The 14010-nt window shown below is 58.6% G+C and carries 11 protein-coding genes; 8 read left to right on the top strand and 3 right to left on the bottom strand.

Going from position 1 to position 14010, the window contains the following annotated elements; all coding sequences use genetic code 11:
• Positions 1 to 12: 12 nt before the first annotated feature.
• The gene (pobA, locus tag AC4ANE_RS18590) at positions 13 to 1197 is read right to left on the bottom strand and encodes a 4-hydroxybenzoate 3-monooxygenase (protein ID WP_002554341.1); all 1185 of its coding nucleotides are present in this window, start codon (positions 1195 to 1197) and stop codon (positions 13 to 15) included.
• A gap of 152 nt (positions 1198 to 1349) precedes the next feature.
• Between pobA and AC4ANE_RS18585 the strand changes: the two genes are divergently transcribed.
• Positions 1350 to 2219 (top strand): helix-turn-helix domain-containing protein, encoded by an 870-nt coding sequence (locus AC4ANE_RS18585; RefSeq protein ID WP_002554340.1) that lies wholly within the window; start codon positions 1350 to 1352, stop codon positions 2217 to 2219.
• A 51-nt stretch (positions 2220 to 2270) separates the two neighbouring features.
• On the opposite strand, the gene ppnN is transcribed toward AC4ANE_RS18585, so the two are convergent.
• Positions 2271 to 3644 (bottom strand): nucleotide 5'-monophosphate nucleosidase PpnN, encoded by a 1374-nt coding sequence (ppnN, locus tag AC4ANE_RS18580; RefSeq protein WP_002554339.1) that lies wholly within the window; start codon positions 3642 to 3644, stop codon positions 2271 to 2273.
• Positions 3645 to 4096: 452 nt separating this feature from the next.
• Here ppnN and AC4ANE_RS18575 point away from each other — a divergent pair, with 452 nt between their 5' ends.
• The 7 genes from AC4ANE_RS18575 (at position 4097) to AC4ANE_RS18545 (ending at position 10391) form a co-directional block, all read left to right on the top strand.
• The gene (locus AC4ANE_RS18575; protein WP_002554338.1) at positions 4097 to 4771 is read left to right on the top strand and encodes a TIGR04211 family SH3 domain-containing protein; all 675 of its coding nucleotides are present in this window, start codon (positions 4097 to 4099) and stop codon (positions 4769 to 4771) included.
• Positions 4772 to 5138: 367 nt separating this feature from the next.
• Positions 5139 to 6740 carry a tetratricopeptide repeat-containing response regulator gene (locus AC4ANE_RS18570; RefSeq protein ID WP_002554337.1) on the top strand — a complete coding sequence of 534 codons (1602 nt, stop codon included), beginning with the start codon at positions 5139 to 5141 and terminating at the stop codon, positions 6738 to 6740.
• Complete coding sequence (locus tag AC4ANE_RS18565) at positions 6737 to 7432, top strand: sensor histidine kinase (protein WP_002554336.1); 696 nt, start codon at positions 6737 to 6739, stop codon at positions 7430 to 7432. Before AC4ANE_RS18570 ends, AC4ANE_RS18565 begins: the two co-directional genes overlap by 4 nt.
• A 275-nt stretch (positions 7433 to 7707) precedes the next feature.
• On the top strand, positions 7708 to 7917 hold the full coding sequence (locus AC4ANE_RS18560) for a hypothetical protein (protein WP_002554335.1): 210 nt from the start codon (positions 7708 to 7710) through the stop codon (positions 7915 to 7917).
• Between the two features lie 52 nt (positions 7918 to 7969).
• Positions 7970 to 8731, top strand: a complete 762-nt coding sequence (locus tag AC4ANE_RS18555) for an SDR family NAD(P)-dependent oxidoreductase (protein ID WP_002554334.1) — start codon at positions 7970 to 7972, stop codon at positions 8729 to 8731.
• On the top strand, positions 8728 to 9369 hold the full coding sequence (gene vioB, locus AC4ANE_RS18550; RefSeq protein ID WP_002554333.1) for a dTDP-4-amino-4,6-dideoxy-D-glucose acetyltransferase VioB: 642 nt from the start codon (positions 8728 to 8730) through the stop codon (positions 9367 to 9369). Before AC4ANE_RS18555 ends, vioB begins: the two co-directional genes overlap by 4 nt.
• Before the next feature lie 5 nt (positions 9370 to 9374).
• Positions 9375 to 10391: a ketoacyl-ACP synthase III gene (locus AC4ANE_RS18545; protein WP_002554332.1), complete on the top strand. Its 1017-nt coding sequence runs from the start codon at positions 9375 to 9377 to the stop codon at positions 10389 to 10391.
• Positions 10392 to 10453: 62 nt separating this feature from the next.
• Here the strand turns inward: AC4ANE_RS18545 and AC4ANE_RS18540 are convergent, their stop codons facing one another.
• The gene (locus AC4ANE_RS18540) at positions 10454 to 13975 is read right to left on the bottom strand and encodes a glycosyltransferase (RefSeq protein WP_002554331.1); all 3522 of its coding nucleotides are present in this window, start codon (positions 13973 to 13975) and stop codon (positions 10454 to 10456) included.
• Between the last annotated feature and the right edge of the window lie 35 nt (positions 13976 to 14010).

Raw genomic sequence — 14010 nt, 5'->3', positions numbered from 1 at the left:
AGGTGAAATACGCTACTCAATCGCCTCATACGGCAAGCCCACATAATTCTCCGCAATGGTCCTGCGCCCGGCTTGCGAGCCGACGTAGTAGTCCAGTTCGGTTTGCTGGATGCGCTGGCTGAACGCATCGGTGTCGGGGAAGTTGTGCAGCACCGAGGTCATCCACCAGGAAAAACGCTCGGCCTTCCACACGCGGCGCAGGCAGATTTGCGAATACTTTTCCAGAAGGTCGGTGCGGCCCTCGCGGTAAACCTTGAGCAGAATCCGGTACAGCGTGCTGACGTCACTGGCCGCCAGGTTCAGTCCCTTGGCGCCGGTAGGCGGGACAATGTGCGCAGCATCGCCGAGCAGGAACAGGCGACCGTACTGCATGGGTTCAACCACGAAGCTGCGCAGCGGCGCGATGCTTTTCTCGATGGACGGGCCGGTCACCAAGCGGTCTGCCAGATGCTCGGGCAGACGGGCTTTCAACTCGGTCCAGAAGCGTTCGTCCGACCAGTCTTCGATTTTCTCTTCGGCACTGACCTGCACGTAATAGCGGGTGCGAATGGCCGAGCGCATGCTGCACAGGGCAAAGCCACGCGGGTGATTGGCGTAGACCAGCTCTTCGTTGACCGGCGGCGTGTCGGCCAGCACGCCGAGCCAGCCAAACGGGTAAACGCGCTCGAAGATTTTCAGCGTTTCAGACGGGATCGATTGCCGCGATACACCATGGAAACCGTCGCAGCCGGCAATGTAGTCGCAGTCCAGGCGCACGGTTTCGCCGTCTTTCACGAACGTCACATAGGGACTGTCGGTCTTTGGATCGTGGATGTTCACGTCAGACGCGTCATAGACAGTCATCGCACCTGCTGCTGCGCGCGCGGCCATCAAGTCGCGGGTGACTTCAGTCTGGCCGTAGACCATCACGGTTCTGCCACCGGTCAGGGTTTTCAGGTCGATGCGCTCACAGCGCCCGTCGAAGGCCAGCTCGAAACCGTCATGAATCAAGCCTTCGGCGTCCATTCGTTCGCTGACGCCTGCTTCACGCAACAGGTCGGTCATGCCTTGCTCAAGCACGCCGGCGCGGATGCGCGAGAGGATGTAATCGGGGTCCTTGCGCTCGACAATCACGTTGTCGATGCCGGCACGCTGCAGCAGTTGGCCCAGCAGCAGCCCTGAAGGGCCTGAACCGATAATGGCAACCTGGGTTTTCATGGCGATGGTCCTGTTTTTGATCCCTGCCAAGTGTCATCAGCGGGATATGATTGTTTTTGTCTCCTGCATTTTTAATGGATGCCATCGAGATAAGAAGGCAATATTCGACGCATTATCTGGACTTTTCGAGGGTCCGGACGGGAGAAGAACACATGGCCAGACCTGCCACTGCAACGATACCGGTGTTCAAGCTTTACGGGGAAACCGCGGCCTGGCCGACCCCGGACCTGATCCATTGCGAGTCGATCCCCGAGCGCAGCAAGATGCACGAATGGGAGATCAAGCCGCATCGCCATGGAGATCTGGTGCAGTTGCTGTATGTGCAGTCCGGCAGGGCGATGCTCAAGGTCGAGGATGTGGTCACCGAGGTCGAGACACCTTCGCTGCAGGTGGTTCCGGCGTTAAGCGTGCACACCTTCAGGTTTGCCGAAGATATTCAGGGGCACATTCTCAGTCTGGCCAAACCCTTGGTGGAGCAGCTTGAGACGGCACTCGACAGCTCGGCAATGCGCACGACACGGTGTTACGAGCTAGGGGCGGACAGCCATTACGTTGATACGCTGTTCAGCGCCATCGCCCGTGAGTACCGGCAGCCCAGGGCTGGTCGCGATCTGATGCTGCATTCATTGATCAACGTGCTGGTGGTCTGGCTCAGTCGGCGCAGCAGCGAGCATGCTGGCGAAGAAATTCACGCCATGGACCGCGGCCGTGAGCATTTGCAGGTGTTCATGCATCAGTTGGAGGCGAGTTTTCGCGAGCACTGGTCCATTCACCGGCATGCGCAGGCCATGGGCATCAGCGCCGCGCATTTGAATTCGCTGTGTCGGCGCCTGTGCAACCAGTCGGCCTTGCAGATCATCAGCCAGCGGCTGTTGCTGGAGGCCAGGCGCAACCTGATCTACACCACCATGACCATCAATCAGGTGTCCGACAGCCTCGGGTTTTCCGAACCCGCTTATTTTTCGCGCTTCTTCAAACGCGCCACCGGGCAGTCGCCCAAAGCGTTTCGTCAGCAGAAATAGAAACGGGGCGCTCAAGGGCGCCCCGTTTGCCTGCCGGTTATTGCCGTGGGATCAGGCCACGACCTGATAACACGGCACGTAGGCCGCGCCACCGGGCAACTTCATCCGGTGCTGATCGACAAACGCCTGCAGCAGCTTGTCCAGCGGCCCCATGATCGAAGGATCGCCTTGAATCTGATAAGGACCGTGCTCCTCGATCAGGCGAATGCCCTTGTCCTTGACGTTGCCCGCGACAATCCCGGAAAACGCCCGGCGCAGGTTGGCGGCCAGCTCGTGAGTGGGCACGTCGTGGTTCAGTTGCAGTTTCGACATATTCTCGTGAGTGGGATCGAAAGGGTGCTGGAAGCTTTCCTCGATCTTCAGCAGCCAGTTGAAGTGAAACGCGTCATTCCGCTCGCGGCGGAACTGCTTCACTTCTTTCAGGCCCTGAGTCATCTGCCGGGCGACGTCTGCCGGGTTGTCGATGATGATCTGGTAATGACGCTGCGCTTCTTCACCCAGCGTGGCACCGACGAACGCGTGCAACTGTTGCAGGTACGGCTCGGTATTTTTCGGACCGGTCAGGATTACCGGGAACGGTACGTCCTTGTTGTCCGGGTGCATCAGAATGCCAAGCAGATAGAGGAATTCTTCAGCCGTGCCTGCGCCACCGGGGAAGATGATGATGCCGTGGCCAACGCGCACGAAGGCTTCGAGACGTTTTTCGATGTCCGGCAGGATCACCAGCTCGTTGACGATCGGGTTGGGTGCTTCGGCCGCAATGATGCCCGGCTCGGTCAGGCCCAGATAGCGCCCGCCGACAATGCGTTGCTTGGCGTGGGCAATGGTCGCGCCCTTCATCGGGCCTTTCATTACGCCAGGGCCGCAGCCGGTGCAGATATCCAGGCTGCGCAGGCCCAGTTCATGGCCGACTTTCTTGGTGTATTTGTATTCTTCAGTGTTGATCGAGTGACCACCCCAGCACACCACCATCTTCGGCTCTACGCCAGCGCGCAGCGTGCGGGCATTGCGCAGCAGGTGGAACACGTAATCGGTGATGCCCTGAGAATTGCTCAGGTCGATGCGCTGGCTGTCCAGTTCGCTTTCGGTGTAAACGATGTCACGCAGGGCGCTGAACAGCATCTCGCGGGTGCTGGCGATCATTTCACCATCGACAAACGCATCGGCCGGAGCGTTGAGCAGCTCCAGGCGCACACCGCGGTCCTGCTGATGAATTCGCACTTCAAAGCTTTCGTACGCCTCAAGAATGGTCTTGGCGTTATCAACGTGGGCGCCAGTATTGAGAATGGCCAGGGCGCACTGGCGAAACAGGGTATAGGTGCTGCCTGAACCGGCCGCGCTGAGTTGCTGCACTTCGCGTTGGGACAGGGTTTCAAGGCTGCCTTTCGGGCTTACGGTGGCGTTAATCACTTGTCTTGGGATCATTCTATTTTCCATTAGAGCGATGCAGTCGAGCATCAGGATGGTGAACATTGAGAACATTCACCCCTGTGGAGCCTTTTCTACAGCACTTGGCCGGGAAAGCAAACGCCGGACCGCAGACGTCCCCTGTTTGAGCCTTTGTGCGCCATCGCAGAATTGAATCGACAAGCGAATTCTTTTGAAAGCAGGCACTTGCCCGGGATGACCGTGCGGCTGAATTTTGACGCGGACAACGGGCAATAGTGAACCTGACCCCGTTAACGGAGTCTGTTAGCTGATGGACTTTCTGGACGGCCTGCACGAAACGGATCATCAGGTGCTTTTTAAGCGCGCCTGATAGGCAGACATTCCGTCCGGGCAGGAGTTGCAAAACCTTTGATCTCCTGCCGCTCCCATCCTTAGCCGGCCCGTTAAACGAGGCTTTATTTTCATTTCAGATAAAGATAATTATCGCCATGTCTCGTCATTTCTCCGCACTTCTTTCCCGAGCCCCTGGCCTGTTCGCTGTTTCGCGTCGCTTGCTCGGCGCAGGCCTGTTTGGCGCTGCATTGACCGTTGTCGTTCCTGGCAACGCGCAGGCCGCAGGCAGCGATCGCTGGGTCAGCGACAGCCTCACCACCTACGTACGCAGCGGACCAACCGATGATCATCGGATTGTGGGGACGCTGAAATCCGGGCAGAAGGTCGAGCTGCTCAGCTCTTCGGGCAAGTTCAGCCAGGTGCGCGGCGAAGGCGGTTCCACGGTGTGGATCCCCAGCACTGACCTGCAGGAGGTGCCTGGTCAGGCCGAGCGTGTGCCGCAACTGACCCAGCAGGTCAGCGAACTGACCGATCAACTGGCAGGCATCGACAATACCTGGAAGACCCGTGTGCAAGGTATGCAAGAGACTCTTGATGCGCGCAAGAAACTGGTCGACGAACTGGAAGCCCGCACCAAGACCCTTAACGATCAACTGGCTGATTCTCAGGCCGAATTGCGTGCCACTCAGGCGCGGCTCGGCGACGAGAACAAGCAGGTGATGATGCGCTACATGGTCTATGGCGGCAGCATTGCCGGTGCAGGCCTGCTGGTGGGCCTGATCCTTCCGGCGTTGACCAAGGGTCGCAAGAAGAACGATGGCTGGGTGTAAACCTGCCCGAAACACCTGTTCATGCCAGCGCCGCGCGCTGGCATGAGCGAAAGGTGATGAGCCTCCGCTAAAACTCCCTTCCTGCTCCTGCAATTACGATCCAGCTCGCAAAATGTCTGCATGCCTGCCGCCCGGACAATGCGCGAAGTTGATGTTCGTTCTACAGTTTCTGCCCGTATGGTCGAAAAACTGAGTGTTGCCCTGAACCGCGTGGCTTGTTGCGGGGAGGGCGGCAACGGCGAACTGTGTTATGGCATGTTGCCATCATTTATTATGTGCGTCCTGAAAAATGGGCTGCCGAGTCGGGTCTGAGTGGTTTTCAGGCCGTGGGTCTCATATTTTCACCCTCTCCTGTGCAGGAATCCGGATGCTGGCGTACAACCAAAAAAGCTTTCTTATCGTTGATGACTTCTCTGACTTTCGCAGTTCAGTGCGGTCGATGCTGCGTGAACTGGGCGTCAAGGAAGTGGATACCGCCGACACCGGCGAGCAGGCGCTGCGCATGTGCTCGCAAAAGCGTTATGACTTCGTATTGCACGACTTCAATCTGGGTGATGGCCGCAAGAATGGCCAGCAGGTGCTGGAAGACTTGATGGTCGAGCGGCTGCTGAGCTACGAAAGCGTGTTCATTATGGTCACCGCCGAAAACAGTCAGGCGATGGTCATGAGTGCGCTTGAGTGGGAGCCGGACGGTTACCTGACCAAGCCGTTCAACCGTGCCGGGCTGGCCCAGCGCCTGGAAAAGCTGGTGCAGCGCAAGACCTTGCTCAAGCCGATTCTGCAGGCCCTCGACCGGCGCAAACCGGCCGAGGTACTGGCCGCGTGCAACAAGCTGATCGAGCAGGACCCGCGTTATGCGCCGTTGTGCTTGCGCTACAAGGCGGATGCCTTGCGGGACCTGAAGCAGAACGAGCCACTGGAAGCTTTTCTCAAGACCATTCTGGCTGATCGTGCCACGCCGTGGGCCTACGGCGCGTTGGGCAGTCTGCTGCTGAAACGCGGCAAGACTGCCGAAGCGCAGGCCGTCTATGAGCAGGCAATCAAGGCGTTTCCGGCCATGCCGGCGCTGTTCGACGGCCTGGCTGATGTGCTGGTGGCGCTTGGCGATGCCAAGCGGGCGCAGACGGTCCTGGAAAGCGCTGTGCGCCTGTCCCCTCTGGCAGTCCGTCGACAGAAGCTGCTGGGCAAGCTGGCGCTGGGCAACGAGGATTTTGAAAGTGCCTCCAAAGCCTATCGCCAGGCGGTTTCCCAAGGCCAGCATTCGCGCTTCAAGGACCCGGAAACCAACCTGGGTCTGGCACATGCTCTGATCAGCAAGGGCGGCGAGCAGGGGCTGGATGCGCGCACGCGTGTCGAGATCAACAACGCCCTAGTCGACGTTGCCAAGGAACACACCGACGACGAAGGTCTGCAAGTGCGCACCCGCCTGATGAAGGCTGCCAGCCTGCAGCACTCGGACCCGGAAACCGCAGCCAAGCTCACCGAGCAGGCCATGGCCAGGCTCGATGGCATGGAGCAGGTGCTCAGCGCAGATGCCGCCCTGATGGTGGCTGCGCAGCTCAAGAAACTGGGCCAGGAAGAAGCGGGTGCCAGTGTTTTGAAGAGCTGTGCTGAAGCCTATGGCGATGATCCTGCGGTGATGAAAAGCGTCGCCAGCATGACCGACGATCCCGCGATTCTGGGCGCCAGCAAGGCTGCCGTCGATTTCAACCTGCAAGGCGTGCGCAGTTACAAGGCCGGCAACCTCACCGAGGCACAGGCGTTTTTCCGCAGCGCCCTGGGCTTGCAGCCGAAGAACATCAGTATTGTGCTGAACATGGTGCAGTCGCTGCTTCATCCGGGGCAGAACCTCGGGCAGGCCGGCATTGACGAGTGCCGTGCCAGCCTGACCGTGCTGGGCAAGATTCCGGAAAGCGATCCGCGTTATGAGCGTTACCAGAAACTCAGGGAGAGGGCGTTTGGCGCATGAGTGAAGAGACAGAGCAGGGCCTCGACTTTTCGATGGTGATCGCCTCCACCGTACATGACATGAAAAACTCGCTGGCGACCCTGACACAGGCGCACAGCGAGTGGCTGGCGAAGCTTTCCGGTCATCAGCGTGACATGCCGGAACAGGGCGTCATCGACTATGAGTTCGCCAACCTCAACGGCATGCTTGTGCAGTTGCTTGGCCTTTACAAACTCGGGGTCAACCAGCTGCCGTTGCGTCCGGATTACCATGAACTGGACGACTTCATCGAAGCGCAGTTGGCGCACCATCAGGACGTGCTGGCCAGCCGCGGTATCGCCGCGCGCTATGAAATCGATGAGATGAGCCCCTTGGGCTTTTTTGACCGTGAACTGGTGGGCTCGGTGGTCGGCAATATCATCGTCAATGCAATCGGTTTTGCCCGCGAGCAGATCGTGATCAGCATCGGTGAAGAAGGCGGTCAGTTGAAGATCACCCTCAATGACGACGGCCCCGGTTACCCGGCGTATCTGATCGAGCGTCAAACCGAATACGTGCAGGGCATCAATCAGGGCAGTGGCAGTACCGGCCTGGGCTTGTACTTTGCTGCGCACATTGCCCGGCTGCATGTGCGCAACGGCATGCGCGGGCGAATCGAAATCGCCAACGGCGGCGTGCTGGGCGGGGGAATGTTCAGCATTTATCTGCCCTGAAACCCGAACTGCAATTGCTGCGAAATATGAGACAGCCGCGCACCAGCATTATATTGACGCGGTGCCGCGCACTTGCGTTATCCCGTTGTCGATAAGCCTGTCATGTTTTTGACTTTCGTGTCCTCAATGCCTGCCTTTTGCCCCTGTCCAGCCCGATAACAGGGGCTTCCCCGTGTGCTCAATGGCTTGGTTCGATTATTGCTAACGTCCTGTCAGGCGCAGGCTTTGGTCGGCGCGCGTTTTAATCCAATAGCAGGCTGTCCGGGAGCATCGAGATGGAAGACAAAGTACTTAAGCTGATCGAAGAAGCGATGGAAGCAGGCGAAGGCACCTTGAGCAAAGGACAAAGTCTGGATTGGGACTCCATTGCGGTCCTGACCTTCATGTCGCTTGCGAATGAACGGCTGGATAAGAACCTGTCGGCCAACCGTCTCAACGCTTGTAAGAGTGTGGATGACGTCATCGGTCTCGTTACAGAGTCATAAGCGATCAGGGGTTTTCCAGGCGGTGCCGGTCAGCCCTGAAGAGGAACGTTGGGTGGTGAGTAATCCGTTTTCATTAAGCGGCAAATTGATCATGGTCACAGGTGCCTCTTCCGGCATCGGCAGCCAGGTTGCGATATGGCTGAGCCAGCAGGGCGCCCGGGTGGTACTGGTTGCCAGGAACACCGAACGGCTTGAAGCAACAAGGCGCCAGCTTCACGGTGAGAGTCACGGGGTCGAGCCTTTTGACTTGCTTGACGGGCACGCAGTCCCGGCCTGGATGAAAACCCTGGCCAGCACCTACGGGCCTTTCGACGGGCTGGTGCATGCTGCCGGTGTACAGATGCCGCTACCGATTCGAGCCCTGGCAATCGAGCAATGGGAAATGGTGTTTGCCACCAACGTGACCTCTGGCTTTTCGCTGATAAAGTCATTCAGGCAGAAAGGCGTCTTCGTTCAAGGGGCCAGTATTGTTCTGCTTTCATCGGTGATGGCTCAGGCCGCCCAGCCTTCCCTGATGGCCTACTGCGCCAGTAAAGGCGCAGTGGAATCGATGGTCCGCGCTGCGGCACTTGAACTGGCCAGAGACGGAATAAGGGTCAATGCCATTGCGCCGGGCATAGTGCGAACCGAAATGACCCGCAAGCTTGAAGATCTGGTCGGTATCGATTCCATGGCCGTGGTTGAGCAGAAGCACCCGCTGGGGTTTGGTGAGCCGCTGGACATAGCCTATGCGGTCAATTACCTGTTGTCTCCGGCGGCTCGCTGGGTGACCGGAACAGCGATGGTTGTGGATGGAGGATACCTGGCGCAATGAATGCCAATAGATTGCTCATCGTAGGTGCCGGCGCTTTCGGCCGTGAAGTGCATGCTTGGCTGACGGATTGGGTGGAGAACAATCCGGGATGGCTCATCGCCGGATTCATCAATGACGGCCCGGGCTCAACCGAGCGCTTCGACCATTATCCGCCTGTCGTTTCGACGGTGGACGGCTACCAGCCAAAGCCCGAAGAGTATCTGGTCTGTGCGATCGGCGACCCGAGCGGCAAGCGCCTGGTCGTGGAAAAACTCCTTGCCAGGGGCGCGCAATTTTTCACCCTCATTCACCCCTCGGTCATCATTGGCGAAAATGTTTCCATTGGCCAGGGTGCGGTGATCTGTCCTTCAACGGTGCTCACGGTCGATCTTCGCATCGGCGCATTTGTAACCCTCAATATTGGCTGTCTGGTGGGGCATGACGCAGACATCGGCGACTTCTCCACCTTGAGCGGGCATTGCGATATCACTGGCGGTGTCGTGCTGGAGGAGGGTGTTTTCATGGGGACGCATGCCAGCGTCCTGCCAAAGGTAAGGATCGGCAAACAGGCTGTGGTCGGAGCGGGTAGCGTTGCAATACGCAATGTCGCCGCTGGCACTACAGTATTCGGTGTACCTGCCACACGCATATCGGGGTAACGCTCATGGGCGCTCATGCCAGGATCGTGAACATAGAATATGAACTGCCTGCTCATTCGCTGGACAATGAAACACTGGCGCGCGAATTTCCCGAATGGGATGTCGAGAAAATCTTCTCGAAGACCGGTATTGGCGAGCGGCGCATCATCGACAAGGATGAAACTGCGTCCGACCTTGCGTACCGCGCCTGCGAGAAGTTGTTTCTCAACGGAGATATTCAGCGCAGCGAAGTAGACGCGTTGATTTACTGCACGCAAAGCCCGGATTATGTATTGCCCGCCACCGCCTGCATTCTGCAGCACCGCTTGCAGCTCCCCACCCACTGCGCCGCCTTCGATTTCAATCAGGGCTGTTCAGGCTACATTTACGGACTTGGCATCGCCAAAGGGTTGATCGAGTCAGGGCAATGCCGGAATGTGTTACTGGTGACGGCGGAAACCTACAGCCGCTACATTCATCCGCAGGACAAAAGTGTTCGTACCCTGTTCGGTGATGCCGCGGCCGTGACCCTGCTCAGCGCGACTGAGGGCGGGCCTTTCCTGGAACGTTTTCGTTATGGCAGTGACGGCTCCGGGGCGGAAAACCTGATGGTCCCGATTGGTGGTGCGCGAAGGCCCTCGGCGGAAAACCTTCAGCCTGCCGAGTATCAGGATGACGGTGGCAGCGTGCGTACCGATGCACACCTGTACATGAATGGCCCGGCGATTTTCGAGTTTTCCATGACCCGCGTACCGCAGTTGTTCGCGTCGTTGTTCGATGACGAACTGGGTGTGGCCGATGTCGATCTGTTCGTGTTTCATCAGGCCAACCACTTCATGCTGGATGCCCTGCGTCGGCGTTTGAAGTTGCCGGTCGAGAAGTTCGTTTCTGCCTTCCAGCACTGTGGCAATACGGTGTCGTGCACCATTCCCATTGCGCTGAAGGAATCCTTGAACCGCGGTACGCTGAAACCGGGCGACCGGGTTGCTGCGGTCGGGTTCGGGGTGGGCTATTCGTGGGGGGCGTGCGTCATACACTGGTAAACATCATCGCTCTGCGTCACCGCCCGGACGCAGAGCTTGTTGTTGGTTTTAATCCTTTCTGATCAGCCCTTCAGCCAGGCATCGCGCCAGGCTTGCAAGTGATCGGCCTCAAGCATCCAGTTATCAACGACAGCCTGTCTCAAGGCATCGCCCTTGCGTGCGCACTCATCCAACTGATCAATGTGTTGCTCGATGGTACTGACCCAGGCATTCGTCTCGTTTTCCACCCGAGTGACGGGCAGGTCTTCAGGCACGCTGAGCACATCACTGCAAATGACTGGAAAACCGCAGGCACCGAACTCCAGCAGGGCCACCGGGCTTTTGCTCGTATTGATCAGGTTGGATTCTGCAGGCGCCAACACCAGATCCAGGTTCAGACTGGCCAGCGTCCCGGGGAACAAAGTGCCCTCCACGGGCGAACGCAGTTCATGAATATAAGGGCGTAGCCAGCGCGTGCAGGGTCCCATGATGACCCACTCCACACGGTCTGCCAGCGCCTTGATGACTTCTGACAGAATCAGCAGGTCGCCCGTTTCTGCCGCCGTGCCTACCCAACCTACACGAGGTCTGGGGCGAGTCTGGCGCTGGCTTTGCAGATTGCGCCATGGCTCAGGCGCAAGTCGGGTTTCAATCACCTGAACGTTGGGGTGTGAGCCCTCCAGCAGCTCCACCAGCGCTGTTGTGGGGACTGTGATCAGATCTGCCCGCGCCAGCCCGTGGCGCAGGGAGGCCTGCACTGTTGCGAGTGGCACAGCGCTCTTGTCGATTTCAGCGTACGCCGGGTAGTGCGGCAGGTCGTAGGCCACCCAGGCATTGGTGTGGTCCTTGATCGCGTTGATGCTGGCAATCAGGCTTTCGTTTACTGGCCCCTGGATAACCACCGTATCCGGGCTGAGTCTGGCAATTTCCACGAATGGAAGCGGCGCATGGCTGATGATGCCGTCTGTCTCGCGCTCGGCGCTCAGGCTTTGCAGCGCGGTGCTGATGCGATTGCCGGCAGCCGCATGATTGCAGGGCAGAGCAAGGACCACCGGCAGTGGACGGTGGGTCAATGGCCGCCAGCTCAGTTGCGGGTTGCTCTGGGCAACGAAACTGTCAGTCAGCGTCAGATTCTTGTTGTATGCAGGGTCCCAGGCCATGTAGTGCAGCCAGCGGTGGTAGAGCGCGCGCGTCGCGAAGTCCAGTGCTTCAGCGTCGCTCTGTGCGTCGTCCGGGCGCAGCGCGACGATGGCGTGCGGTGTCCAGACGACCAGATGCCCGGTGCTGCGTGTCTTTAAGCACAGGTCCACGTCATTGAAGTGCAGGGGGAACAAGTGCTCGTCCAGGCCTTGCACCTCTTCATGCACGGACTTGCGAATCATCAGGCAGGAGCCGCTGACAGCGCTGTAGTTCTGATCTGTTTCCAGACGTTGCGCATCGCTCGCAGATCCTGCGATGTCGCTGGCAGTGACGGTGGCCGCGGTGCCATTGAGGCCCATGATGATGCCGGCCTGCACGACATTGCCATCCGTCGAAATGAGTTTCGCGCCGACAACACCTACTTCAGGGCGCAGTGCGTGGTTGAGCAGGTGGTTGAGCCAGTCCTGCTGAATGATCAGGGCGTGGCTGTCGAGCATCACAAGATAGTCGCCCAGCGCGTGTTCGGCTGCGGAGTTGAGCAGCGCCGACGGGCTCAGTGCCTGTTCGTGGCGAACGATGCGAATCCGCTCCGACTGCATCGAATCGATGGTCGCCAGCCATTGCGTGGTCTGTGCCGACTGGCTGTTGTTGTCGCAGATCAGAATTTCATAGTGCGGATATGTCGTGTTTTCCAGAATGCTCTCTACGCAGGGCAGCAGCGTTTCGAGCTGATCCTGCGAGGTGACGAGAATGGAGACCAGAGGCTGTTCGGCATGGCCGTAATCGATCCGGTAAAGTCCCGATTCCAGCGCATGCACCTTACTGCCTGGGTAGCCACGCACGTGCAGATGCCGTTGCACGGTGCGCGCCTGATCGTAGTTCTCCTGCGCCTGCCATAAGGGCGAGATGATCATCGGCTCGCAAGAGTGCGCAAATTCGGTATAGCCCGAACCCTCAATCATGCGCAGGATCAGGTCGAGTTCAATGGCCTGCGCGTGGACTGGGTCGAAGCCGCCCACTTCCAGAGCTTTTTCACGATTGAACAGCCAATTGCGGCTGGTTGCCGCCGGGCAGGTCAGCAGGTAATCCAGGCTGAAGTCCGGGCGAAAGGCCAGATGAGCACCTGCCTGCGCATGCAGGGTCACTTCGTCGCCGAACACTGCACAGGCTTCGGGTGTTTCGATCATTTTCATGACGGCGCACAGCAGGCCGCTCAAGGTGAACGTCGTGCCGGCGTCAACCAGGATCCACCACGCTTGGTCGTTTTCCTGCATCAACGCGTTGATGACTGTTGCGCGGTTTTCCATGCTGGCATCCCGCCAGGGCAGTTGCGCTTGCAGCGGCGTCTGCTGTTCCCGGTCGTAGTCGGCAAGGACAAACACCTTGAGCTTGTCGAGCAGAGGCGCATCGGACGCCAGGCTTTGCAGCGTGCTCAGCACGCTCTCGGGCTGCTGATTGAAGTCCGACACGACAATCGCAACCGCAGGGCCGCCGTTGTGTTGTTGCAGGTACTCTTCAAGCAACACATGCTGGGCTGGCGTAGGTCGACGCTGAGCCAGCCAGCCGGCGACACGGGTATTCCGAACAGTGGCTTCGGGCCTTCTGTCGAAGTAGGCCAGCAGGTCCATTTCCTGAATATTGTCGCGTTGTGGCAGCGGAGCAACCTTGACCTTGCCATTGAACTCGTCAGGCCTTACCCAGCCCAGCTCTGTGGGAATGCGCCTGAAGTTGGCGTGACCTTCGCGAGGCAGGGTCGGGTCTTTTCTGAATGCCTCGCTGCTCTGCTGATCCGACACCCGGAAATAGGAAAGGGGACGGGCGAGCATCGCCAGGTTGCCATGACGCAAGAGCTTTACGTACATGGCCAAATCACCCAGCCCCCAGATCAGCACCTGTTGCAGAGACATGATGTCCTGCCCGAATACCAGCAGGTCTTCGCGACGACACATGACTGCACTGGGCTCGCCGACGAAGTTGATCGGGTGACTGGCCAGAAAGGACACCAGCTCGGGACCGTTCAGAACGACGTTTTTGCCGAATGGGTAGGCCGTGTAGAGGTTGTCTGCCAGCAGAGCGCCGTTGGCGTCGATCCTCTTTCTGGTCGCTGACACGACTTTGATGTCCGGGCTGTCGTGCATGACATCGAACATCAGGCGCACGCAGTCCGGGAGAAGGATGTCATCGTCGTAGAGAAACTTGATGTACTCACCCTGCGCACGCGCTATGGCGTGTGCGATGTTGTGAGGTTCGCCCAGCGGCGTTGCATTTTTGAAATAGTGAATGGGCCAGCGGCTGTTCGGGCTGAGCTTTTCGACAATAGCCTTGATGCCATCGTCACGGCAGTCGTCGGTGATGATGATCTCGATGTCGTCGTGGTTCTGGCGCAGCGCGCTGGCAAGCGCTGCTTCGAAGAAAGCCGGTTTGTAAGCGGGGATGACAATACTGACCAGGCGTGAAGAACTCATCGCAATACCACTTTTGAAAAAGTTTTAAAAACCAA

The organism is Pseudomonas sp. Pme6b, from assembly GCF_058129925.1.
This window is presented reverse-complemented; position numbering and strand designations above follow the sequence as displayed.

Bases quoted from the DNA above. Each gene is read 5' to 3' on its own strand.
- pobA (WP_002554341.1), bottom strand. From the start codon at position 1,197: ATGAAAACCCAGGTTGCCATTATCGGTTCAGGCCCTTCAGGGCTGCTG.
- AC4ANE_RS18585 (WP_002554340.1), top strand. From the start codon at position 1,350: ATGGCCAGACCTGCCACTGCAACGATACCGGTGTTCAAGCTTTACGGG.
- ppnN (WP_002554339.1), bottom strand. From the start codon at position 3,644: ATGATCCCAAGACAAGTGATTAACGCCACCGTAAGCCCGAAAGGCAGC.
- AC4ANE_RS18575 (WP_002554338.1), top strand. From the start codon at position 4,097: ATGTCTCGTCATTTCTCCGCACTTCTTTCCCGAGCCCCTGGCCTGTTC.
- AC4ANE_RS18570 (WP_002554337.1), top strand. From the start codon at position 5,139: ATGCTGGCGTACAACCAAAAAAGCTTTCTTATCGTTGATGACTTCTCT.
- AC4ANE_RS18565 (WP_002554336.1), top strand. From the start codon at position 6,737: ATGAGTGAAGAGACAGAGCAGGGCCTCGACTTTTCGATGGTGATCGCC.
- AC4ANE_RS18560 (WP_002554335.1), top strand. From the start codon at position 7,708: ATGGAAGACAAAGTACTTAAGCTGATCGAAGAAGCGATGGAAGCAGGC.
- vioB (WP_002554333.1), top strand. From the start codon at position 8,728: ATGAATGCCAATAGATTGCTCATCGTAGGTGCCGGCGCTTTCGGCCGT.
- AC4ANE_RS18545 (WP_002554332.1), top strand. From the start codon at position 9,375: ATGGGCGCTCATGCCAGGATCGTGAACATAGAATATGAACTGCCTGCT.
- AC4ANE_RS18540 (WP_002554331.1), bottom strand. From the start codon at position 13,975: ATGAGTTCTTCACGCCTGGTCAGTATTGTCATCCCCGCTTACAAACCG.